Source organism: Sinorhizobium sp. BJ1 (assembly GCF_002531555.1).
Lineage (GTDB): Bacteria > Pseudomonadota > Alphaproteobacteria > Rhizobiales > Rhizobiaceae > Sinorhizobium > Sinorhizobium fredii_B.
Window position 1 is genome coordinate 56,962 of record NZ_NWTH01000006.1, and the last position, 22,328, is coordinate 79,289.

General features: G+C 63.3%; 21 protein-coding genes and 1 pseudogene. 15 read left to right on the forward strand and 7 right to left on the reverse strand.

The window, feature by feature from the left end; translation table 11 throughout:
• Nucleotides 1-91: 91 nt before the first annotated feature.
• The 9 genes from phnE (CO676_RS10895) to hutU all read left to right on the forward strand — a co-directional run bounded on the left by phnE (CO676_RS10895) (nt 92) and on the right by hutU (nt 10,664).
• On the forward strand, nt 92-1,054 hold the full coding sequence (gene phnE, locus CO676_RS10895; RefSeq protein WP_097520915.1) for a phosphonate ABC transporter, permease protein PhnE: 963 nt from the start codon (nt 92-94) through the stop codon (nt 1,052-1,054).
• A 9-nt stretch (nt 1,055-1,063) separates the two neighbouring features.
• Nucleotides 1,064-2,581 carry a phosphonate ABC transporter, permease protein PhnE gene (gene phnE, locus CO676_RS10900; RefSeq protein WP_097520916.1) on the forward strand — a complete coding sequence of 506 codons (1,518 nt, stop codon included), beginning with the start codon at nt 1,064-1,066 and terminating at the stop codon, nt 2,579-2,581.
• 124 nt (nt 2,582-2,705) lie between these two features.
• The gene (locus tag CO676_RS10905) at nt 2,706-3,413 is read left to right on the forward strand and encodes a DUF1045 domain-containing protein (protein WP_097520917.1); all 708 of its coding nucleotides are present in this window, start codon (nt 2,706-2,708) and stop codon (nt 3,411-3,413) included.
• 1 nt (nt 3,414) lies between these two features.
• Complete coding sequence (locus CO676_RS10910) at nt 3,415-4,554, forward strand: alpha-D-ribose 1-methylphosphonate 5-triphosphate diphosphatase (protein ID WP_097520918.1); 1,140 nt, start codon at nt 3,415-3,417, stop codon at nt 4,552-4,554.
• Nucleotides 4,551-5,138: a phosphonate metabolism protein/1,5-bisphosphokinase (PRPP-forming) PhnN gene (gene phnN / locus CO676_RS10915; RefSeq protein WP_097520920.1), complete on the forward strand. Its 588-nt coding sequence runs from the start codon at nt 4,551-4,553 to the stop codon at nt 5,136-5,138. Before CO676_RS10910 ends, phnN begins: the two co-directional genes overlap by 4 nt.
• 177 nt (nt 5,139-5,315) lie before the next feature.
• Entirely contained in the window at nt 5,316-6,563 is a 1,248-nt protein-coding gene (gene hutI / locus CO676_RS10920) for an imidazolonepropionase (protein WP_097520921.1), read from the forward strand.
• Nucleotides 6,560-8,095, forward strand: coding sequence for a histidine ammonia-lyase (gene hutH / locus CO676_RS10925; protein WP_097520923.1), 1,536 nt, complete (start codon nt 6,560-6,562; stop codon nt 8,093-8,095). The genes hutI and hutH overlap by 4 nt, the downstream gene beginning before the upstream one ends.
• Nucleotide 8,096: 1 nt before the next feature.
• Nucleotides 8,097-8,903: an N-formylglutamate deformylase gene (hutG, locus tag CO676_RS10930; RefSeq protein ID WP_097520925.1), complete on the forward strand. Its 807-nt coding sequence runs from the start codon at nt 8,097-8,099 to the stop codon at nt 8,901-8,903.
• Between the two features lie 87 nt (nt 8,904-8,990).
• Nucleotides 8,991-10,664 carry a urocanate hydratase gene (gene hutU, locus CO676_RS10935; protein ID WP_179875466.1) on the forward strand — a complete coding sequence of 558 codons (1,674 nt, stop codon included), beginning with the start codon at nt 8,991-8,993 and terminating at the stop codon, nt 10,662-10,664.
• A gap of 110 nt (nt 10,665-10,774) precedes the next feature.
• On the opposite strand, the pseudogene CO676_RS10940 reads toward hutU, so the two are convergent.
• The 6 genes and pseudogenes from CO676_RS10940 to CO676_RS10965 form a co-directional block, all read right to left on the reverse strand.
• Nucleotides 10,775-11,084: pseudogene (locus tag CO676_RS10940) on the reverse strand (MFS transporter); the annotation flags it as partial.
• 137 nt (nt 11,085-11,221) lie between these two features.
• A complete protein-coding gene (locus CO676_RS10945) occupies nt 11,222-12,655 on the reverse strand; it encodes a M81 family metallopeptidase (protein ID WP_097520929.1) in 1,434 nt (477 codons plus the stop codon).
• Between the two features lie 10 nt (nt 12,656-12,665).
• Nucleotides 12,666-14,585, reverse strand: a complete 1,920-nt coding sequence (locus CO676_RS10950) for a beta-N-acetylhexosaminidase (protein ID WP_097520931.1) — start codon at nt 14,583-14,585, stop codon at nt 12,666-12,668.
• A 22-nt stretch (nt 14,586-14,607) separates the two neighbouring features.
• A complete protein-coding gene (locus CO676_RS10955; RefSeq protein ID WP_097521239.1) occupies nt 14,608-15,384 on the reverse strand; it encodes an SDR family oxidoreductase in 777 nt (258 codons plus the stop codon).
• A gap of 19 nt (nt 15,385-15,403) precedes the next feature.
• Nucleotides 15,404-16,267, reverse strand: coding sequence for a MurR/RpiR family transcriptional regulator (locus CO676_RS10960; RefSeq protein WP_014761807.1), 864 nt, complete (start codon nt 16,265-16,267; stop codon nt 15,404-15,406).
• Between the two features lie 66 nt (nt 16,268-16,333).
• Nucleotides 16,334-16,738: a RidA family protein gene (locus CO676_RS10965; RefSeq protein ID WP_014761806.1), complete on the reverse strand. Its 405-nt coding sequence runs from the start codon at nt 16,736-16,738 to the stop codon at nt 16,334-16,336.
• A 115-nt stretch (nt 16,739-16,853) separates the two neighbouring features.
• On the opposite strand from CO676_RS10965, the gene CO676_RS10970 reads away from it, so the two are divergent.
• From CO676_RS10970 to CO676_RS10985, 4 genes are all read left to right on the forward strand, one after another.
• Nucleotides 16,854-17,345 (forward strand): hypothetical protein, encoded by a 492-nt coding sequence (locus tag CO676_RS10970; RefSeq protein ID WP_097520932.1) that lies wholly within the window; start codon nt 16,854-16,856, stop codon nt 17,343-17,345.
• A 20-nt stretch (nt 17,346-17,365) separates the two neighbouring features.
• On the forward strand, nt 17,366-18,841 hold the full coding sequence (locus tag CO676_RS10975) for a M81 family metallopeptidase (protein ID WP_179875467.1): 1,476 nt from the start codon (nt 17,366-17,368) through the stop codon (nt 18,839-18,841).
• Between the two features lie 91 nt (nt 18,842-18,932).
• A complete protein-coding gene (locus CO676_RS10980; protein ID WP_097520936.1) occupies nt 18,933-19,190 on the forward strand; it encodes a type II toxin-antitoxin system prevent-host-death family antitoxin in 258 nt (85 codons plus the stop codon).
• Complete coding sequence (locus tag CO676_RS10985) at nt 19,187-19,582, forward strand: type II toxin-antitoxin system VapC family toxin (protein WP_097520938.1); 396 nt, start codon at nt 19,187-19,189, stop codon at nt 19,580-19,582. Before CO676_RS10980 ends, CO676_RS10985 begins: the two co-directional genes overlap by 4 nt.
• 14 nt (nt 19,583-19,596) lie before the next feature.
• Here the strand turns inward: CO676_RS10985 and gcvA are convergent, their stop codons facing one another.
• On the reverse strand, nt 19,597-20,505 hold the full coding sequence (gene gcvA, locus CO676_RS10990; RefSeq protein WP_097520940.1) for a transcriptional regulator GcvA: 909 nt from the start codon (nt 20,503-20,505) through the stop codon (nt 19,597-19,599).
• Nucleotides 20,506-20,622: 117 nt separating this feature from the next.
• Here gcvA and CO676_RS10995 point away from each other — a divergent pair, with 117 nt between their 5' ends.
• Both CO676_RS10995 and CO676_RS11000 read left to right on the forward strand, forming a co-directional pair.
• Nucleotides 20,623-21,096, forward strand: a complete 474-nt coding sequence (locus CO676_RS10995; RefSeq protein WP_097520942.1) for a RidA family protein — start codon at nt 20,623-20,625, stop codon at nt 21,094-21,096.
• Nucleotides 21,093-22,283: an aminotransferase class V-fold PLP-dependent enzyme gene (locus CO676_RS11000; protein ID WP_097520944.1), complete on the forward strand. Its 1,191-nt coding sequence runs from the start codon at nt 21,093-21,095 to the stop codon at nt 22,281-22,283. Before CO676_RS10995 ends, CO676_RS11000 begins: the two co-directional genes overlap by 4 nt.
• Nucleotides 22,284-22,328: the final 45 nt, after the last annotated feature.

The following is a 22,328-nucleotide window of genomic DNA, read 5'->3' on the forward strand; positions in this document are numbered from 1 at the left end:
CCCCGGCGCTGGCTGTCAAACGGCCAGCGCCTCGTTTTTAGGGACGCCAGAAGTCCCCAACCTCAAAGAGGCCGGCTTCCGCCGGAGACCCATGGCCACTTCCGTGTTTTCCCGGCAGCTAACCGAGAATGGAGCACTGATCGAGCGTCATTGGCAGGAACTCAACGCCCGCCGGCGCCTCTACACCTGGCTCGGGCTCGCCATCCTGGTGCTGATACTCTCCAGCTCACTATGGTTTGCAAACGATTCCAACGCGGGCAAATTCCTCGACCGGCTGCCGCACTTCTTCGACTTCGTCGGCGACCTGATGCCGCGCGATACGATGGAGATCGTTCGCGCCCTCTTCGATCTGCCCTCACCCTATGACGACGGCAGTTTCAAATACAATTACCCGGACGGTCGCCTTTATCTGACCGACAGCTTCTACCTCCCCGAATACTTCCACAAGATGCTGGAGACGGTGAACATCGCGATCTTGTCGACGATGATCGGTGCGTTTTTCGGCTTCATCCTGTGCTTCCTCGCCGCGAGCAACCTCATGCCAAACCGCTGGGTGCGCGGCCCTGTCCGCCGGCTGATGGAAGTGGTGCGCGCCTTTCCGGAAGTTGTGATCGCCGGCTTCTTCCTGGCGATCCTCTCGCTCGGGCCAATCCCCGCGATCGCGGCGGTATCGATCCACACGATCGGCGCGCTTGGCAAGTTGTTCTTCGAGGTGGTCGAGAATGCCGACATGAAGCCGGAGGAAGGTCTGCGCGCCGTTGGCGCCAACTGGATCGAGCGGGTCTGGTTTGGCGTCGTGCCCCAGGTCCTGCCCAATTTCGTGAGCTATTTTCTGCTGCGCCTCGAGATCAACGTGCGTGCCTCAACGATTATCGGCGCGGTGGGTGGTGGTGGTATCGGCGAACTCCTGCGCCTGTCGATCGGGCAGGGGCATCAGGCCAAGACACTCGCGATCGTGCTTCTGCTCTTTGCAACGATCTTTGCCGTCGACCAATTTTCCGCCTGGCTCCGCCGCCGCCTCGTCGGCGATCAGGCCTTCCAGCTTGCCCAGTAGGAGCGCGCCATGATTGCCTCGACAACGCCCAGCGCGCTCGAAGTGGAAGCGATCGCGGCTCGACACGCCCATCTCTTGCAGTCCTCTTCGAAGAAGGGGCTGAAACCGATGCTGATCGGTGCGGGCGTGGTGCTCTATCTGGTCTTCAGTTGGTGGTTCTTTTCGATCGGCCATGTGCTTGCCAACGCCAATTGGGGCATTGCCGGCACCTACCTCGCAGACTGGGTGTCCTACGAGGTCCGACCCGAAATTGCGATCGCGCCTGACGGAATGATGACGGTTTCCTATCAGCGCAATTCACCGCTTGGGAAAAATCCGAATCCGGAATGGGTGACGCTCGACAAACAACAGGTGACGCGAGCGGTTGAAACGCCGGCGGCCGCCGTGCAAGCGCCGAGACCGAAGACGAATTCCTCCTTCAACTTCATGGCGCCGAAGGCCGCGCTCGGCGACGGAGGGAGCGCAACCGGGCAAAGCGCCGCGACCACCCGCACTGTTGAGGTCGTCACGCGCGCCGTCGTGACCTTTGATCGCTCGACGCGCATCGAAGTCGCCGGCAAGCTGGTCACCGCCATCCACGGCGGCGAAACTCTCACCATGACGGTCGATGGCGCCGACAGCGTCACGCCGCAGGGACCCCTGCCGCGCTGGGCCACCCAGAAACGCCCAAGCGAAAAGATCACGCTCGCCTTCGGTGCCACCGGCTGGGCCGAGGTTACCGGGGACGAGGTCTCGATCCGCAACCGCTTCTTCGGCTGGGCGAATTTCCTTTTCGATACAAATTCGCCGTTCTTCGGAAAGTCCTATGGTGACGTCGCAGCCCTGATCCTGTCGGGAGACCGGATCGACCCGACACGCTCGAACCTGGCGCTTGCCTGGAACAACATCCTCTACAATGCCGAATGGCAGCATCTCGACGTCTGGACCAAGATGCTGCAGACCGTCGTCATGGCCTTCGTGGGTACCCTCTTCGCATCCTTCATCGCCTTCCCGCTCTGCTTCCTTGCCGCCCGCAATATCACGCCGAGCCGCGTAACCAACCAGTTGATCAAGCGCTTCTTCGACTTCCTGCGGTCGGTCGACATGTTCATCTGGGCGCTGTTCTTCACGCGTGCCTTCGGCCCTGGGCCGCTTGCCGGCATCTCGGCGATCTTCTTCACCGACACCGGGACGCTCGGCAAGCTCTACTCGGAAGCGCTGGAAAACATCGACGATAAGCAACGCGAAGGCGTGAAATCGGTTGGCGCTCCGCCGATCGCCGTGCAGCGCTTCGGCGTGCTGCCGCAAGTGCTCCCCGTCTTTGCCAGCCAGGCGCTCTATTTCTGGGAATCGAACACCCGCTCGGCGACGATCATCGGTGCCGTTGGCGCCGGCGGCATCGGGCTCAAGCTTTGGGAAGCGATGCGCACCAATTCGGATTGGGAAAATGTCGCCTATATGGTGCTTTTGATCTTGATGGTTGTCTTCGTTTTCGACAGCATCTCGAACGCGTGCCGGTCGCGACTGATCGGACGCAGCGCACTCTGATTCCTTTTTGCGCTTCACAGCGATGCGATCATGATGTTGTCATGCAAATCGGATAGCTGCGCTTTGCACCCACGACTAGTCGACTCGCCTTAGCGGCGAGGCGACATCAAGAAAGTGAAGATCCGTGCGTTATGCAATCTACTTCGCGCCGCCGTCCGATGACCGGCTGTCGCAGACCGCGTCCCGTTGGCTCGGCCGCGATGCTTTCCGCGACGGGGCGTTGGCCTGGGCGGAAAGCTCGGCCCTCGAAGGTGAACAGCAGATGACATTGACGGCCGAGCCACGCCGCTACGGCTTTCATGGCACCTTGAAGGCACCCTTCACGCTGGCGCCAGGGCGAAGCGAGGCCGAGCTGATTGCTGCCTTCGATGAGTTTGCGGCGGAGATCGAGCCTTTCGAAGTGCCGGAGATCGCGCTTCACCAGATCGGCCCGTTCTTCGCGCTCGTACCGAGGGCACCGTCCGCGCCTCTGCAAGACTTGGCGGAACAGGCGGTTCGCCGCTTCGAGCCCTTCCGGGCACCGTTGTCCGAAATCGACGTCGCCCGCCGGAATCCGGAGACGCTGACGCAGCGTCAAAGGGATTACCTTGCGGCATGGGGCTATCCTTATGTTTTCGAAGAGTTCCAGTTCCATCTGACGCTAACCGGTCCCGTGCCGGACGAGATGCGCAGCATCATGCGCGAAACGCTTGAGGCCGCCTTCGCCCCGTTTATCGGTCAGCCGTTGGGCATCTCGACAGTCGCTCTTTTTGTCGAGCCGCAGCGCGGCGCGCCCTTCACCGTTCATTCCCTGCTGCCGCTCGGCAGCGCATCCACACGAAAGATTGCATGATATGAGCAGCGAACAGGTTCTGACCAATGCCCGCATCGTCCTCGAAGACGATATCGTCGAAGGCTCAGTGCTGATCCGCGACGGCAGGATCGCCGACATTTCGGAAGGCACGAGCCGGGTTGGCGAGGATTTCGAAGGCGACTATCTGCTCCCCGGCCTGATCGAGCTTCACACCGATCACCTGGAGGCGCACTACTCGCCGCGTCCCGGTGTGCGCTGGCTGAAGATCGCCGCAATCCAAGCGCACGACGCCCAGGTCGTCACCTCCGGCATCACCACCGTCTTCGACTGTCTGCGTCTCGGCTCGGACGAGGAGAGCGGCTTTCCGAAGGGCGAAATGCGCAGCATGGCCGATGCCTTGGCGCAGGCGAAGGCGGAGGGCCGGTTGCGCGCCGACCACCTCATCCACCTGCGCTGCGAGGTCTCGACGAATGACGTGCTCGAGCACTTCGAGGATTTTCACGACGACCCGCAGGTTCGCCTCGTCTCGCTAATGGATCACGCACCCGGCCAACGCCAGTTCCAGACGATGGAACAATACACGCTCTACTACAAAACCAAGCGCGGCCTCACGGACGAGGCCTTCGCCGCTTTCGTCGAGCGTCAGCAGGCGCTGTCGGAACGCTATGCCGCACCGCATCGCACCGCACTCGCCCAGGCCTGCGTCAAGCGCGGCATCACCATCGCCAGCCACGACGACGCGACGCTTGCGCATGTCGAGGAGTCGATCGGCTATGGCGTCCGGCTTGCAGAGTTTCCGACGAGTTTCGAAGCGGCGGAGGCCTCCCACCGGGCGGGTCTGAGCGTCCTGATGGGCGCGCCCAACGTCGTGCGCGGCAAATCGCATTCTGGAAACATCGCCGCGCGTGAACTCGCCGAGCGCGGCGTGCTCGACGTGCTTTCATCGGACTATGTGCCATTCAGCCTGATCCACGCACCCTTTATCCTTGCCGACGAGGTCGAGAGCATCGACCTGCCGAACGCAATCGCTCTGGTGACCGCAACACCGGCGCGCACCGTCGGCCTCAGCGACCGCGGCCGGATCGCCGTCGGGCTACGCGCCGATATCGTTCGGGTCCATCGGCCAGAGGGTATTCCGGTTGTTCGCTCCGTATGGCGCGAAGGACGGCGTGTCGCATGATGGCGGAGGAAAAGCAGGGCGGAACGCTCATCGTCGTCGTCGGCCCGAGTGGGGCCGGCAAGGACAGCGTCATGGGCTTTGCCGCTCGCCACTTCGCGCATCGGCCGGATATTCTCTTCGTCCGACGCGTCATCACACGCCCATCGGATGCAGGCAGCGAAGTGCACGAAAGCGTCTCCACCGCGGAATTCGAGGAAATGGAGGAGAGCGGCGCCTTTGCCGTTTCCTGGCAGGCGCATGGCTTGAGCTACGGCATTCCGCGCGACATCGCCGACAAGATCGAGAGCGGCATGACGGCGATCGTCAACGGCAGCCGCGCCGCCCTTCCCGCCATTCGGGCGGCCTTTGGCAAGGTCGCCGTCGCCCTCGTCACCGCCGACGCGTCAGTGCTGGCGAAGCGCCTCGCCCAGCGTGGACGCGAAAACGAGGAAGACGTGCTACGTCGACTGAAGCGGCAAGTGCCCGACGTCGTCGCCGGGCCGGACGTGACCGCGATCGACAACAGCGGGCGGCTTGAGATCGCCGGCCAGCGTTTCATCGGGCTTGTTGAACAGCATTGTACCAAGGCCCATCACCCCGCCTGATTACCGACAACTGGCTATTCCCCCCAAGCCCCGGACCAAGAGTCCGGGGCTTTTTCGTTGCGGTCGCTGGCCCCTTACGCCGGCCGCGTTACCTCTTGCCACGACACCAAACATTTTTCCGCTTGCCGTCTGCTTTGTTATGTATATACATTATCGCAACGGAAGGGCGAAGAGCTGATGGACGGAAACGCCGACATGTCACCGGAACGGACCAGCCTTTGGCGCAATGCGCGCCTCGCGACCCTTCGCGAGGAGATGGGGCCGCTCGGCACCATCGAGAATGGCGCCGTCGCTGTCCGCGGCGGCCGGATCGTCTATGCCGGCGCTGAACGGGACTTGCCTTCCGACCTTTCCCGGGCCGATCAGGTGATTGATTGCGAAGGCCGCTGGATGACCCCGGCGCTGATCGACTGCCACACCCATCTCGTCCATGGCGGGAACCGGGCGCGCGAATTTCAGCTGCGGCTCGAAGGCGCGTCTTACGAAGAGATCGCCCGTGCCGGCGGCGGCATCGTCTCGACGGTAAAGGCGACCAATGCGCTATCGGTCGACGATCTGGTTGCTGCAGCACTTCCGAGGCTCGACGCGCTGCTCTGCGAAGGCGTCTCCACGGTCGAGATCAAATCGGGCTATGGCCTCAACATAGATGCCGAGTTGAAGATGCTCCGTGCCGCCCGCCGGTTGGAGCGCATGCGTCCGGTCCGCGTCCTCACTAGCTATCTCGCCGCGCACGCCACGCCGCCGGAATACAAGGGCCGGAATGCGGCCTACATCGACGACGTCGTTCTTCCCGGCCTCGTCCAGGCCCATGCCGAAGGGCTTGTCGATGCCGTCGATGGCTTCTGCGAGGGGATCGCCTTTTCGCCCGCCGAGATCGCGTGCGTCTTCGACAAAGCCAAGGCCCTCGGCCTGCCGGTGAAGCTGCATGCCGAACAGCTTTCCAATCTCGGCGGCGCCAAGCTCGCCGCCGCCTATGGGGCGCTGTCGGCCGACCACCTCGAATATCTCGATGAGGACGGGTCAGCCGCGATGGCGAAGTCCGGCACGGTCGCCGTCCTATTGCCGGGGGCATTCTACACGTTGCGCGAAACACAAGTGCCGCCGGTCGAAGCGCTGCGCGCCGCCGGTACGCGCATCGCCATTGCCACCGATTGCAACCCGGGCACGTCGCCGCTGACCTCACTGTTGCTCACGATGAACATGTCGGCGACGCTCTTCCGCCTGACCCTCGATGAATGCCTCGCCGGCGTCACGCGCGAGGCGGCACGTGCGCTCGGTATACTCGGCGAGACCGGCACGATCGAAGCAGGAAAATCCGCCGACCTTGCCCTCTGGAACATCAATGCGCCGGCGGAACTGATCTACCGCATCGGCTTCAACCCTCTCTCGGAGCGGATATTCATGGGTGAAAGGATTGCCCGATGACCATTGTTCTGAAACCCGGCTCGGTAACGCTCAGAGATCTGGAGACGATCTACTGGACCGGAGAGCCGGCCCGCCTCGATGGCGCCTTCGATGGCGGCATCGAGAAAGCCGCTCGGCGCATTGCCGAGATCGTCGCGGGCAACGCCCCCGTCTACGGCATCAATACCGGCTTCGGCAAACTCGCCTCCATCAAGATCGACAGTGCCGACGTGGCGACCTTGCAGCGCAATCTCATCCTCTCGCATTGCTGCGGCGTCGGTCAGCCTTTGCCGGAAAACATCGTGCGCCTGATCCTCGCCCTGAAGTTGATCTCGCTTGGACGCGGCGCCTCCGGCGTGCGCCTCGAGCTTGTTCGGCTGATCGAAGGGATGCTCGAAAAGGGCATCATCCCGCTGATCCCGGAAAAGGGTTCGGTCGGTGCTTCCGGCGACCTCGCGCCGCTCGCCCATATGGCCGCCGTGATGATGGGCCATGGCGAAGCCTTCGTCGCGGGCGAACGCATGAAGGGCGATGCTGCCCTGAAGGCGGCCGGACTTTCCCCGGTGGCGCTCGCCGCCAAGGAAGGCCTGGCGCTGATCAACGGTACCCAGGTTTCGACGGCACTGGCGCTTGCCGGCCTCTTCCGCGCCCATCGCGCAGCCCAGGCGGCGCTTATCACCGGCGCGCTGTCGACTGATGCGGCCATGGGCTCGTCCGCTCCTTTCCATCCCGACATCCATACGCTACGCGGCCATCGCGGCCAGATCGACACGGCCGCTGCGCTTCGACGGCTGCTTGAGGGATCGGTGATCCGCCAAAGCCATCTGGAGGGAGACGAACGCGTCCAGGATCCCTATTGTATCCGCTGCCAGCCGCAGGTCGACGGCGCCTGCCTCGATCTGTTGCGCTCGGTGGCCGCGACGCTCACCATCGAGGCCAATGCAGTCACCGACAATCCGCTCGTGCTCTCCGACAACTCCGTCGTCTCCGGCGGCAACTTCCATGCCGAACCGGTCGCTTTCGCAGCCGACCAGATGGCGCTGGCGATCTGCGAGATCGGTGCCATTTCCCAGCGCCGCATCGCCCTCCTCGTCGATCCGGCATTGAGCTACGGCCTACCGGCCTTCCTCACCAAGAAGCCGGGCCTCAATTCGGGGCTGATGATCGCCGAAGTCACGTCCGCCGCGCTGATGTCGGAGAACAAGCAGCTCTCGCACCCGGCCGCCGTCGACTCGACGCCGACCTCGGCCAACCAGGAAGACCACGTATCGATGGCCTGCCACGGCGCCCGCCGACTTTTGCAGATGACCGACAACCTGTTCTCGATCATCGGCATCGAAGCCTTGGCGGCCGTTCAGGGCATCGAATTCCGGGCGCCGCTTGCGACCAGCCCGGAACTTGAGAAAGCGGCCGCTGCGGTGCGCGCCGTTTCCCCCCCGGTCGAGGAAGACCGCTATATGGCGGACGACCTCAGGGCTGCCAGCGAACTGGTCGCCTCCGGCCGTCTGGCGGCCGCCGTTTCCGACGGCATCCTGCCGCGACTGGAGGTTTGAGATGGCCGTCTTCGAAGTCCGGCAGGGGACCTCGCCGGTAATTCTCGCCTTTCCCCACACGGGCACCGTTGTCCCTGCCTCGATCTGGGAGCGGTTGAACGACAACGGCCGTATCCTCGCCGATACCGATTGGCACATTCACAAGCTCTATGAAGGCCTGCTGCCGGAAGCGACAACCGTGCGTGCCACCTTCCATCGCTATGTCATCGATGCCAATCGCGACCCCGAAGGGGTTAGCCTCTATCCCGGCCAGAATACGACCGGGCTTGTACCGGAAACCGATTTCGACGGTGTGCCTATCTGGAAGGAGGACGAAGGTCCGGCGGATGCAGACATCGCCGCAAGGCTGCGCGATTTCCACGCTCCCTACCACGCCGCACTCGCCGCCGAGATCGTTCGCGTCAAGGCAATCCATGGCGTGGCCGTCCTCTATGACTGCCATTCGATTCGCTCGCATATACCCTTCCTCTTCGAGGGCAAGCTGCCGGACTTCAATATCGGCACTGATACGGGAAGGACCTGTGCTCCAGGAATCGAAAGAGCCGTGGCTGAAACCGCAGCAGAAGCAGTAAGTTACACCCATATCCTCAATGGCCGCTTCAAAGGCGGCTGGACCACCCGGCACTATGGAAAGCCGGAAGCCGGCGTCCACGCGATCCAGATGGAATTGGCGCAATCGACGCATCTGGCAACGGAGGCGCCGCCATTCGCCCTGGACCCCGGCAAGGCCGACCAACTTCGCGGCCATCTCAGCGCGATCCTGGAACGTATCGAAGCGATCGCACTCCATTGTCGCGATCACGCCTAAACTTGCAGCATTGAACGAACACAAACACTTATTGCGGGACTCTCGTCTGCCCGCCGGACCACAATTGACAGGGAGTGAGGCATGAACATGAACAATCCGCGCCATAACATCCGTGACGTGCGCAGCCCGCGCGGAACCGAGATCAGCGCCAAGAGCTGGCTGACCGAAGCGCCGCTCCGGATGCTGATGAACAATCTCGACCCGGACGTCGCCGAGAACCCGCACGAGCTCGTCGTCTACGGCGGCATCGGCCGGGCCGCCCGCACCTGGGCGGATTTCGACCGGATCGTCGCGACGCTGAAGGATCTCAACGAGGACGAGACGTTGCTCGTCCAGTCTGGCAAGCCGGTGGGCGTCTTCCGCACCCACAAGGACGCGCCGCGCGTCCTGATCGCCAATTCCAACCTCGTGCCGCACTGGGCGACCTGGGATCATTTCAACGAGCTGGATAAGAAGGGTCTTGCCATGTACGGCCAGATGACCGCCGGTTCGTGGATCTATATCGGCAGCCAGGGCATCGTGCAGGGCACCTATGAGACCTTCGTCGAGGCCGGCCGCCAGCACTATAACGGCGACCTCAAGGGCAAATGGGTGCTCACCGGTGGCCTCGGCGGCATGGGCGGCGCCCAGCCGCTCGCCGCCGTCATGGCCGGCGCCTGCTGCCTCGCAGTCGAATGCAACCCGGATTCCATCGATTTCCGCCTGCGCACCCGCTACGTCGACGCGAAAGCCGAAACGCTTGACGAAGCGATGGAGATGATCAACCGCTGGACGGCCGCGGGCGAGACGAAATCCGTCGGTCTGCTCGGCAACACGGCCGAGATCCTGCCGGAAATGGTTCGTCGCGGCATCCGCCCGGACCTGGTGACGGACCAGACCTCGGCGCATGATCCGATCAACGGCTATCTGCCGAAGGGCTGGACCATGGCAGAGTGGAAGAAAAAGCGCGAAAACGATCCGAAATCCGTCGAAAAGGCCGCCCGCGCCTCGATGCGCGAGCATGTCGAAGCGATGATCGCCTTTCAGGACATGGGCATCCCGACCTTCGACTACGGCAACAACATCCGCCAGATGGCCAAGGAAGAGGGCCTCGAAAACGCCTTCGCCTTCCCGGGCTTCGTGCCCGCCTACATCCGTCCGCTGTTCTGCCGCGGCATCGGCCCGTTCCGCTGGGCGGCGCTGTCGGGCGATCCGGAGGATATCCGCAAGACCGACGCCAAGGTGAAGGAACTGCTGCCTGACAACAAGCATCTACACAACTGGCTGGACATGGCCGGCGAGCGCATCGCCTTTCAGGGCCTGCCGGCGCGCATCTGCTGGGTGGGCCTCGGTGATCGCCACCGCCTCGGCCTCGCCTTCAACGAGATGGTCAGAACAGGCGAGCTCAGCGCGCCCGTCGTCATCGGCCGCGATCATCTCGACTCCGGCTCGGTCGCCTCGCCGAACCGCGAGACCGAAGCGATGAAGGACGGCTCCGACGCCGTCTCCGATTGGCCGCTCTTGAACGCGCTGCTAAACACTGCCTCGGGTGCCACCTGGGTGTCGCTGCATCACGGTGGTGGCGTGGGCATGGGTTTCTCCCAGCATTCGGGCGTCGTCATCTGCTGCGACGGTTCGGAAGATGCCGCCCGCCGCGTCGAGCGGGTGCTCTGGAACGATCCGGCGACCGGCGTCATGCGCCATGCCGATGCCGGCTACGACCTCGCGCTCGAATGCGCCAAGGACAAGGGCCTGCGGCTGCCGGGCATTCTCGGGAACTGATGAAAGGCCGGGAGGCTGCGCCGCGGCCTCCCTCTCCACTGACAGTTCGTCTCCTATGGTGCGGAAGTCCGGGCGCGCTTGCCGTCGAGCTTAAGCACCAGGACGAGCCCCTAGAGCCCGGCCGCCGCGCCGAGCAGTGCGGTCCCGGAATAGTCGCTGAAGCGCGTACCGATCGCGAAGAGCCCGGCACTGAGCGGCCCCGCCCAGGAAGATGTTGACAGCAATCAGCGAACTCCCAAGCCCTGGCCGATCGGCGATCAGGTCCTGGAGATAGGTGATCGGGATGCTGATCAGTGCCGCTGCGCCGAAGCCGCTGACGAGCGTCAGGGCGTAGACCTGCCAGGGGCGGTCCGAAAATCCGAGCAGCACCATATGGACCACGTAGACTGCGGTGCCGAGCGCCAGCGCATCGACATGGCTTGCAAGCATGCTTGCCCGAATGACCGGGTTTCGCATCGCGATGAGCAGCGACGAAGACATGGTGGGGCGGTTCCGCGGGAGGGCAAAGTCAATTTTGTCCGCCCAAGGCCCCGGGCGGGGTCATGCGGCTTGCGGGGTCAGCGCCAGCGGGCGGAGAGCCGCGCCTTCGGCGTGAAATCGAAGTCCCGATCGAACGGAAAGATCGGCCGCTGACGGCGCTTGCTCGCCAGATTTTCGATGTCCTGATTGATGACACCCTCGGTGAGCGCCATCAGGTTGGGATTGGCGATTGGCGCGAGTTCCGGTGAAAGATAACCGGATTTGACGACCAGCAGGCGCGCGGCCTTCGGATCGAGCCCGAGACGGTGGAAATCTTCTATATTGTGGTACGGGCGCCGCCGCGCCGATAGCACGACGACGATGCCACTCGCTTCGACCACCGCCTGACGTTCTGCGAGAGGGCCCGGATCGTCGAGATGCAGCACTTTCACTTCCACCTCCACCGCTGGACTTGACGGATCGAGGCTGCCGCCGATCCGCAGCGTGAGTGTGCCGCCCTCGCCGTCGTCAAAGCAGGCTTCCACCGCCGGCCGATCGGTGATGCCGGCGATCAGCGCGTCCTGCCAACCACGCGCCAGACGTGCCTTCAACACGTCGGCCCGATCGCCGACGCCTCCGCCGGTCGGATTGTCGCCCGAGTCGGCGAGAACAATCGGTTTTGTTGTCGACGCTTCGGCAATGTCGAGCATTGCGTTGAGCGTTCCGGTCACCGAGCCGAAGCGGAAGTTTTCCCTCGCATTCCAGTAGCTTGCGGCGATTTCCTCCACCGCCTTCGAGGCCGCTTTCTTATCTGTGCCGGTGACGACGGCGCAGGCGGTCGCCCGCGGCTCGTCCGCCCAGACGTAGCCGACCATCAGGTTGACATCGAGAACCCCGGCCCGCTTGTCGAGTTCCGGCAGGACTTGATAAAGACTTGCCGCCGGCTCGTCTTCCGTCGAGGTCCGCTCGCCGGGCAGGAGTAGCGGTACGGGGGCCCAGGCGACGCCTGGCCGCGTGCCGCTCCGCAGCGCCTCCACGAGGATCGACCAGGCGCGCACCATGGTTTCACGCGTATCGATGTGCGGCGCCGTGCGGTAGGCCGCGAAGATATCGATCTGGTCGATGATCCGCTGGCTGACATTGCCATGCAGATCATAACTTGCCGCGATCGGGCAGTCGGAACCGACGACGGCACGGGCGGCGGAAATCCAGTCGCCCTCCGCGTCGTCCATGCCGTCGACGTTGATCGCGCCATGCATGGCGAGATACAGCCCGTCGATCGGGAGGGCCGCCCTCAGCCCTTCGAGGAATTCCGTCTTGATCGCTTCATAGGCTGGCCGCGAAACCGGGCCGCCGGGAACGGCGCGGGCATGGAGCAGCGGAACGTGCTCCACATCCGCCCCTTCGAGGAAGCTGAAATAGTCGGCCGCCCGCAGTTCATCGCCCCTCAGGATACGAAAGTCCTCGATCGACATCAGGACGGGCGAATAGGTGCTGCATTCCGTGTGGATACCACCGACGGCGATCCGCATCACTCAAACCTCACAGCGTCGGGGCGAGAGGAGCGATCGCGGCAAAGCGCAGCCAGTCCTTCTCAGACTTCGGCGTCCAGGCTGCCTCGGCAATCGCCGCCAAGCGCGGGAAGACGAGCCGGTTGAAATAGCCGCGCGACAGGAAATGCTCCGACCAGATGCAGGCCTGCACCCCCTTCATGCGGCTCTTCAGTTCGTCAGGAAACTCGCCCTCCGCCTCATAGGCATAGGTATGCGCCGGCGTTGCCGTGCCGGCCCAGCTGGCGCCGGGTTCCTGCCAGGCGTCCGCCTGGGCCATGTCGAGGTAGTAAGCCTGGCCGGGGGTCATCACCACGTCATAACCCTCGCGCGCCAGCTCGATCCCGACTTTCGGGTTCTCCCAGGCCATCAGCAAAGTCCCCTCGATTGCGACACCGCCGCCGTGGGCGACCTCATTCCAGCCGACCAGCTTGCGGCCGCGCGCCGTCAGCATCTGCTTCACTTTTTTCAGGAAGTAGGATTGCAACGCGAAGGTGCCGGAAATGCCTTCCTCTTCCATCAGCTGTCGCGCCAGCGGCGAGGCCAGCCAGGAGCCGTTCGCCACCTCGTCGCCGCCGATGTGGATGTACCGGCTCGGAAAGAGCTCGACCATTTCGTCGAAGACCTTTTCGAGGAATTCATAGGTGAGCGGAACGGCCGGATTGAGCGCGTTGTTGGGATAGCCTTGGACTGAATGATAGCTCTCCGGCGCCTCCTGCCCATCGGCGAGCTCGGGCAAGGCAACGAGCGCTGCTGTGCTGTGGCCGGGAATGTCGATCTCGGGAACCACCTCGACAGTGAGGGCGGCCGCATGCGCGACGATCGCCTTGATCTCTTCCTGGCTGTAGAAGCCTCCCGAAGGTTCGGCGCCGTTGCCAAGCTGCGGCAGCATCGGTTCGTCGGGTCCGCGCAGAACGCCGAGCGTCGTCAGCGTGGGAAAAGCCTTGATCTCCAGCCGCCAGGCCTCGTCATCCGTCAGATGCCAATGGAAGATGTTGAGCTTGAGCCAGGCAAGAATGTCGATCAGGCGCAGGACGTCGGCGGCCGGATAGAATTGCCGCGACACATCCAGATGGCAGCCGCGCCAGCCGTAACGCGGCTGGTCGGAAATCGTGCCTGAAGCCGGGAAGCGGAATTTGGCGGGATGATTGCGGGCGCCGTCGAGAAGCTGTGCCAGCGTCGTCAGTCCGTATTGCCGCCCGGCGGCGGCGCCGTATTCGAGCCGGATGTCGCGACCCGAGAAGGCAAGCCTGTACGCCTCGCCGCCGAGTTCGCCGTTTTTCACAAAGACGATCGGCAGCCCCTGACCGGAGGGCACAAGGCTGAAGGGGGCGTGGCCGCCGGAAAACAGCCGTTGAAACAGCGCCAGCACGTTGGAGACCGCCGCGATGTCCTCTGCGCTGCTTGCCGCCGACGGATAGAGGTGGACGGGGAAGCCTTCTCCGGGCACCGCGTCGACCTCGGCCGGCCAGGGCTGCAACGCGAAAGGTAGGTCGAGCCGGCCTTCAGGCAGGCGCAGGGGCGGCGGTTCGCTCGTCGCGCCTTCGAGCCGAAGATCGGAGACCGTCACTGGCACATGCTTGCCGTCGGACAACGTCAGATAAGCCGACTTCGCCCCGTCGGTGCAGTGCTTCGCCTGCCGGTGCAGGCCGCTGACGGTGAAGGTCCAGCTTTCGCCGGGCTGTAGCGTCAGCCCCTCGGGCGGCGCGAACTCATGGAAATTGGCGTTGCGGCGCAGGAAGACGGCGTTCTCACAGGCGGCCGGTTCGATGACGCGGGTGAGTGACGTATAGACGAGACGGAAGCCGCTCAGCGGTCTGCCGGAAAGGTTGAAGAGGCTGAAGGTGAAGCGCCCGTTGAGGCCACCATCCGGCTGCCAGGCAGATTCAAGGCGATAAGAGACCGGCTGCATGAACATCCTCCAATGGGATTGGTCAGTAATGGCTGGACTGCGAGAAGGTGCGGGCGACTTCGGCCTGGCCGGCGGTGAGCCCGCAATCGACCGGCAGGCAGACGCCGGTTATTGCGCTCGCCTGGGGGCTAGCCAGGAAGTGGACGGCATTGGCGACGTCTTCCGGATTGACGATGTGCTGAAGCGGATACCAGCGCTTGGCTTCCTCGAAGACCTGAGGATTGGCGGCAGCGCGCGCCTCCCATGCTTGGGTTCGCACCGTACCCGGCGCGACGGCATTCGCGCGGATGCCGAACTTGCCGTATTCGACGGCGACCAGCCGCGTCAGATGCAGGAGGCCGGCCTTGGCGGCGCTGTAGGCTGGATGGCCGAAGACGGCCATGCCGTTCACCGAGGCGATATTGACGACGGAGCCCCGGCTCTCCTTCAACATGTCCTCGACGGCGCGGAAGCAGAGGAATGCGGCTTCGAGATTGAGGGCATTGTCCATCCGCCAGACGTCCTGCGTCGTTTCGTGCAGGCTGACGGCGTGCGCCGCGCCGGCATTGTTGACGAGCGTATGCACGAGGCCGCGCGCCGCCGCAGCCTCGGCCATGGCCGCCGCGCTCGCCGCATCCGTCACATCGCAGGCGACGGCTGAAAAACGCTCCTCGCCGCCGAGATCGCGCGCGACCTTGCCTGCAGCATCGCCGTCGATATCGGCAAGGAGAACGACGTCGTGGCCATCCGCCAGGCGCCAGGCGATGGCACGGCCGATGTCCCCGGCGGCGCCGGTGACGATCGCTACGGATTTCGGCATGCGATCTTGCTGTGCCACATCAGTCTCCGAGAAGCTGGCGATCATCGCCATCCCTGTGCGCCACCAGTTGCTGCTTGATGCGCCGCAGCGTCGCGGTGGCTTGCGGCTGGACGCGATAGGCGACGAGGCTGGCGAGGATGTCGACCAGAGCCACATAGGCGATGCGCGTGGATGTCGGACGGTAGATGTTGTTGCCTTCCGGCAGGTCGATCGGAACGGTGATGTCGGCGGCGCGCGCCACCGGGCTGCCGGTCTGGGTGAGCGCGATGGTCGGTATCTTGGCGTCGCGGGCGAGCGTGAAGGCACGCACGAGTTCGGCGTTGCGTCCGGAGAAGGACGAGCCGATGATCACGTCGTTCTGCTTGGCCGCTGCCGTCAGCATCAATTGCATGCTGTGGTCGGAGCTTGCGGTGATGCGCAGACCGAGGCGAAAGAGGCGATTCTGCAATTCGCCGGCGATCATCGAGGAATTGCCGCCCGAACCGAAGGCATAGATCATTTCGGCGCCGGCCAGCCGGTCGGCGGCCTGCTCGATCGCTGCAAGATCGAGCGAACGATGCAGCAGGAACAGCGCATTCTGTGCTTTGGTGATGATGTCCTGCGCGACATCGCCCGGCTTCTCGCTTTTCGGCTCCGGCTTCAGATAGCGCATGCCAACATAAGCGGTGCGGGCCAGCTGCACCTTGAAATCGGAAAAGCTGTCGCAACCCAAGCGCCGGCAGAAGCGCGTCACCGTCGGCGGCGAGACATCGGCCTTGCCGGCAAGCTCGATGATCGATGCGTTGACGGCAAATTCGAAATCATTGAGCAGAATGTCGGCGATGCGGCTCTCCGACTGCGACAGCCGCTCCTTCTCATGCTGCAAGGTTGCGAAAATATCCATCCGGACGACCACTCCTATAACTGCGTGAGACGCAGGATGCGGGCGGAAAACCGCACACACTTTTCCTCACCCCACGTCGTATTGGGCGTCCTTGGGCTTGTAGGCGACGCAGTCGATCTCCACCTTGCAATCGACCATCATCGAAGACTGCACGCAGGCACGTGCCGGCGGATGAGCTCCGAAATACTCCTGATAGATCTTGTTGAAGCTCCAGAAATCGCGCGGGTCGTCCAGCCAGACGCCGACTCTCACCACGTGTTCGATACCGTAGTCGGCCGCTTTCAGAATGGCCAGTAAATTGCCAATCGCCTTGCGGGTCTGCGTGACGATATTGCCGTCGACGACCTCTCCATTTTCCATGGCGACCTGCCCGGAGACGTGGAGCCAGCCATCTGCCTCCACGGCGCGCGCGAAAGGCAGAGTTTTTCCGCCTGCCCCAACTTGTTCGGCACCAAAACGTTTGATGGACATCGGAACCCTTTGTGCAAATTATTTTCGCATCTCGTTGACAAGTCACCATAGAAAGCGGAATTTGGCCAGAGAAAAACGCCTTTTATGAAAAGAATTTCAATACGGAGCGAAACACATGCGGAATCCCTTCCAGAATCCGTTTCCTGCCAGCGACGCCGCCCGGCATTCGATCTGGGAGATGCTGGTGACCAGGGACATCGCCGCCTTCCTTTCTGCCGACTGGTCATTGGTGGCCCGTGATTTTGTCGAAGACGGCTTCATCGGCATCGACGGAAGGCGGGAAGCAAGCCCAGATGATTGGCGGCTGACTTTCCCGTCGCTTGGCGCCTATCGAGATGAGTGGCTGCGCCAGGCGCGGGACTTTGCCGGACAGTCCTTCGCGGAGGATGTGCGCACGGCCATTTTCACGACTACGACGCTCGAGGACATCGAGATCAATGGTGAGAAGGCGTTGGCCCGCAAGAAATTCGATGGCGGCATCAGGAAGGCCGATGGAAGCTACGATGTCTTGAAGTGGCAGACGGTCTATTATTGCCGGCTGCATGAAGGCCGGTGGAAGATCTGCGGCTTCACTGGCTATCTGCCGAATCCGATGGGTTCGAACTGAGGGCAAGGAAGGCAATGGCATTGCGGATCTTCACGGCAGCCCTGGCGACCGAAACGAACACATTCTCTCCTATCTGCATCGACCGGCGCGCCTTCGAAGCGTCGCTCTATGCGCCTCCCGGAAAACACCCGGAAACGCCGACGCTTTGCACCGCGCCGATAACCGTGGGCCGCCGCGTGGCGGCGGAGAAAGGCTGGCAGCTGATCGAGGGAACAGCGGCCTGGGCCGATCCGGCCGGACTCGTCAATCGGCAGACTTACGAAACGCTGCGCGACGAGATCCTCGGGCAATTGCGGGCCGCGCTCCCCGTCGACGCCGTCGTGCTCGGACTACACGGAGCGATGGTCGCCGACGGCTACGAGGATACCGAGGGCGATCTCCTGACGTGCGTGCGCGAGATCGTCGGCCCGCAGGTGCTCGTCTGCGTCGAGCTCGATCCGCATAGCCATCTCACCGAAAAGCGTGTTGCGGCGGCCGATTTCTTCGTCTTCTTCAAGGAATTTCCGCACACCGATTTCGTCGAGCGCGCCGAAGACCTCTGGCGCATTGCAGTCGATACGCTCGAAGACCGCGTCCGGCCGGTCATGTCGGTGTTCGACTGCCGGATGATCGACGTCTTTCCGACATCGCGCGAACCGATGCGCAGCTTCGTCGACAAGCTCATGCGGATCGAGCGGGAGGACGCGGACGTCCTGTCGCTGTCGGTCGTGCACGGCTTCATGGCCGGCGACGTCCCGGAAATGGGCACCAAGATGGTTGCCGTCACCAATGGGGTTCCGGAGAAGGGCCAGGCGCTCGCCCGCGAGCTCGGCCTCGAACTCTTCGCCAAGCGCGGCACCTTCCGCATGCCGGAAATCGACGAACGGCAGGCGGTCGGCGCGGCAATCGCCGCGCCCTGCGGCCCGGTGGTGATCGCCGACATGTGGGACAATCCCGGCGGCGGCACGGCGGGCGACGCGACCGTGGTGCTCGGGGAACTGCTCGCTAAAGGCGTCACCGACGCAGCGATCGGCACCATCTGGGATCCGATGGCCGTGCAGATCTGCATGGCGGCCGGCGAAGGCGCGGAGATCCCCTTGCGCTTCGGGGCAAAGTCCGCCCCCGGCACGGGCAGTCCGATCGATGGTACGGTCAAAGTGATGCGGCTGGTGCGCAACGCCGAAATGCGTTTCGGCGAAAGCTTCGCTCCCTTCGGCGACGCGGCGCATATTCAGTATCGCGGCATCGACATCATTCTCAATTCGACGCGCGCCCAAAGCTTCGACCCGAGCCTGTTCTCGGTCATGGGTATCGATCCGGGCGCGAAGAAGATCCTGGTGGTCAAATCGACGAACCATTTCTACGCCTCGTTCTCGAAGATCGCCTCGCAGATCCTCTATTGCTCGGCCGGAACGCCCTACCCCAATGATCCGGCGAAGACCCGCTATCGGCGGGCGCGACGCGACATCTGGCCGATCACCGGCGATCCTCACGCTCCGGAACGCGGCGCGGCTTGATGGCAGGGCCGCAGTCCTTGAGATGGACCATTTAATAGTCTAGATTGATCCGGATATTGGACTTTCCAACGGTCCAGACTGGAGTATTCAAATGCAAGTGTCAGTAACCGAGGCGAAGGGCCAATTGACGGAACTGGTTCGGCGTGCCGAAGCGGGGGACGAGATCATCTTGACCCGGCACGGCCACGCTGCCGTACGACTCGTGCCGGTTAAGGCGGTGCCCGACCAAAAATCCCGGCGCGAACTTCTCGAGTCGATACGCAAATCCGCCGCCAGCAAGGCCACGTCCGGACCGGGTGCGGCGCGTAGTCAGGACTTTCTCTATGGTGATGATGGGCTGCCGAAATGATCGCCGTCGATACGTCGGCCCTCATGGCGATTGTTCTCGATGAACCGGAAGCTGATGTCTGCATTGCCACGCTGGAAGCGGAAGGGAACTTGCTGATATCTGCCGGTACGGTCGCGGAAGCGCTGATCGTCGCCGCCCGCCGCAATGTTGGCGAGGAGGTGGCTCGGCTCATTGATGGGCTCGGTTTTGAGATCGTCAGCGTTACTCCGGCGTCCGCAAAGCGGACCGCGCAGGCCTACGAGTGCTGGGGGAAAGGCTTCCATCCCGCCTCCCTGAATTTCGGAGATTGCTTCGCCTACGAAATCGCCAAGGAGCACGGGTGCCGCTTGCTCTACGTCGGTCAGAATTTTGCGCAGACGGATGTCGACGCAGCTATCAATGCAGCCAAATGAGCTCTTCTGCTTTATCAGCAAACCGGCGAAGGTGGCGATGCCGCCTCTTCTTTCAGCCATGAGGCAAAGGCCTCGGCGCCGGGGCGGAGCCGGCGGTTTTGCGGCATGACGAGCCAATAGGCAATCTTTTCGGACCGGACGATCTGCGGGTACGGCTGGAGCAGCCGACCGGCGGCGAGATGATCGCGAACCATATGCATGCGTCCGATCGCAACGCCCTGCCCGTTCAGGGCGGCCTGAAGGACGATATTGTAGTCGGTGAGTTGCAGCACGCGCGCGCGGCGAATATCGACACCAACTTCGCCAAGCCATAGTTCCCACCCCACCGGGTTCCAGGACTCGAGCAAGGTCTGAAGGAGCAGCTCCTTCGGTTCGGCGAAACGCGTACCGTCACCATAGAGCGCCGGGCTCACGACCGGGCTCATCTCTTCATTCATCAACCACTCTGCCCTCACGCCTTCCCATCGTCCCGTGCCGAAGCGGATCGCGAGATCCGCATAGTCCGATGCGAAGTCCTCGAGACGCAATGTCGGCTCGAGTTCGACTTCTATCTCCGGATGCTTCAGCATGAAGTCGGCAAGGCGCGAAACCAGCCAGTTGGCGGCGAAGGAGGGCAAAACGCTGACACGCACCCTTTGCCGTGCCGTCTGTCGGCGCATCTCGGACGTGGCGCCGGCAATGATGCGGAATGCTTCGACCGTCCTTTCCAGATAGGCCGCCCCCTCTGGGGTCAATTCGATTCTCTTCGCCTTGCGGATGAACAGCCGCACGCCAAGCATCTCCTCAAGCTGCTTGATGTGATGACTGACCGCGCTCTGGGTGATGAGCAGCTCTTCGCCTGCGCGGCCGAAACTGAGCAAACGCCCAACCGCCTCGAATGCGCGCAACGCCTGCAGCGGCGGCATGGTTGTGGATGTGCGCATGATTCCCCCTCAACTCAAGCCAAGGCATTAGTCAGATCGATCGCACCATAGGCAAGTTTGAATTGGAAGCAATTGGAGACGCCCTGCATTCTCCCGACCGTTCCAGGAGAGACCACCATGTCAGAGACCATCGCATCCAGACTTTCCACTCTCGGTCATCGCTTGCCGGAAGCCTCAGCGCCAGCGGCGAATTACGTCTCCACGGTTCGAGCCGGCAACCTTCTGGTCGTCTCGGGCCAGATCAGCGTTCGAAACGGCGACATCCTCATGGGGATGCTCGGGGCCGGGATTTCTATCGAGGAAGGCCGACTGGCCGCCGAATACGCGGCAATCAGTGTCCTCTCGCAGATCGCCGCTGCGACCGATGGTTCTTTGGCGGCCGTCCGACGCGTCGTTCGGCTCGGCGTCTTCATCGCCTCGACGGCGGACTTCGCGGAACAGTCGCAGGTCGCCAATGGCGCCTCCGACCTGTTCGTCGAGGTATTTGGCGAAGCGGGTCGGCATGCGCGGGCCGCCGTGGGCGTGGCCGCGCTGCCAGCCGGCGCCACCGTCGAAATCGACGCCCTGGTAGAACTGGAGCCGGCCGCATGAGTGACGCACTGGACGTGGAGCAGCTTCGTTCGGAGACGCCTGGCTGCGCGGCTGGCGTGCATTTCAATCACTCCGGCGCCTCGCTGCCCTCGCAAGCGGTACTCGGGGCGGTCTGGGACTATCTGCGCAAGGAAGCGACCGAGGGCCCGATGGAGGCGGCGAACAGGGCGAGCACGCTTCTTGAGGAGGTCCGAGCCGACACAGCGGCACTGATCGGCGCCAGGCCGAGCGAGATTGCATTCCTTAGCAGCGGATCGACCGCCTGGGGCGCGGCTTTTTCGGCCCTGCCGCCCCTTGGCGCAGGCGACCGCATCTTGGTCGGGCGCCAGGAATGGGGCGGCAACCTCGCCACGATGCAGGACGCCGCAGCGCGAGCCGGAGCGCGTGTCGAAATCATTCCCGTCCGCGACGACGGGAGCATCGACGCCGGCGCTCTCGCGTCGATGATCGATAAGCGCGTGCGGCTCGTGTCGCTCACATGGCTGCCGGCGAATGGTGGCTTGATCAATGACGCAGCGGCGGTGGGACGCGTGACCCAGGCGGCCGGCATTCCCTATTTCATCGATGCGGGCCAGGCCCTCGGCCCGATCCCGATCGACGTCGCCTTCCTCGGTTGTGACGTGTTGAAGGCAGCGGGCCGGAAATTCCTCCGAGGACCGCGCGGCACGGCAATCCTTTATGTCAGGCAGGAATTCCTGCCACGGCTGACGCCGTGCTATCTCGACGTGCTTTCCGGGCCGATCGTCAACGGCGTCGTCAAGATCCGCAACGACGCACGCCGCTTCGAGGCGGGCGAGATTGCGCCGGCGCTGATCCTCGGGCTGGGCACTGCGGTTCGCCAGGCAAGGACACTCGGAATCGCGGCGATCCGCGACAGGATCGGCCCGCTCGCGAATGAGCTGCGCGCCAATCTGCGCAGCATACCCAATGTGACGGTACGGGACCTCGGAGCCGAACTCTCCGGTATCGTCTCATTCACCGTCGAGGGCATTGCGGCAACGGAAGTCCGCGCAGCCTTGGCCGAAAGGCAAATCGCGATCGGCGCGAATGGTGTTCCCTATACGCCGCTCGATATGGTCGCGCGAGGGCTCGACCAGATCGCCAGGGCTTCGGTAAGCTATCTCAACACCGTGCCGGAGATTGCCCGTCTATCGGAAGCGGTAGCGAATATCGCACGGTCAGCATGAGGTTGCCCTCTTCCTCGGGCAGTCTGTCAAACAGGTAAGTCAGAA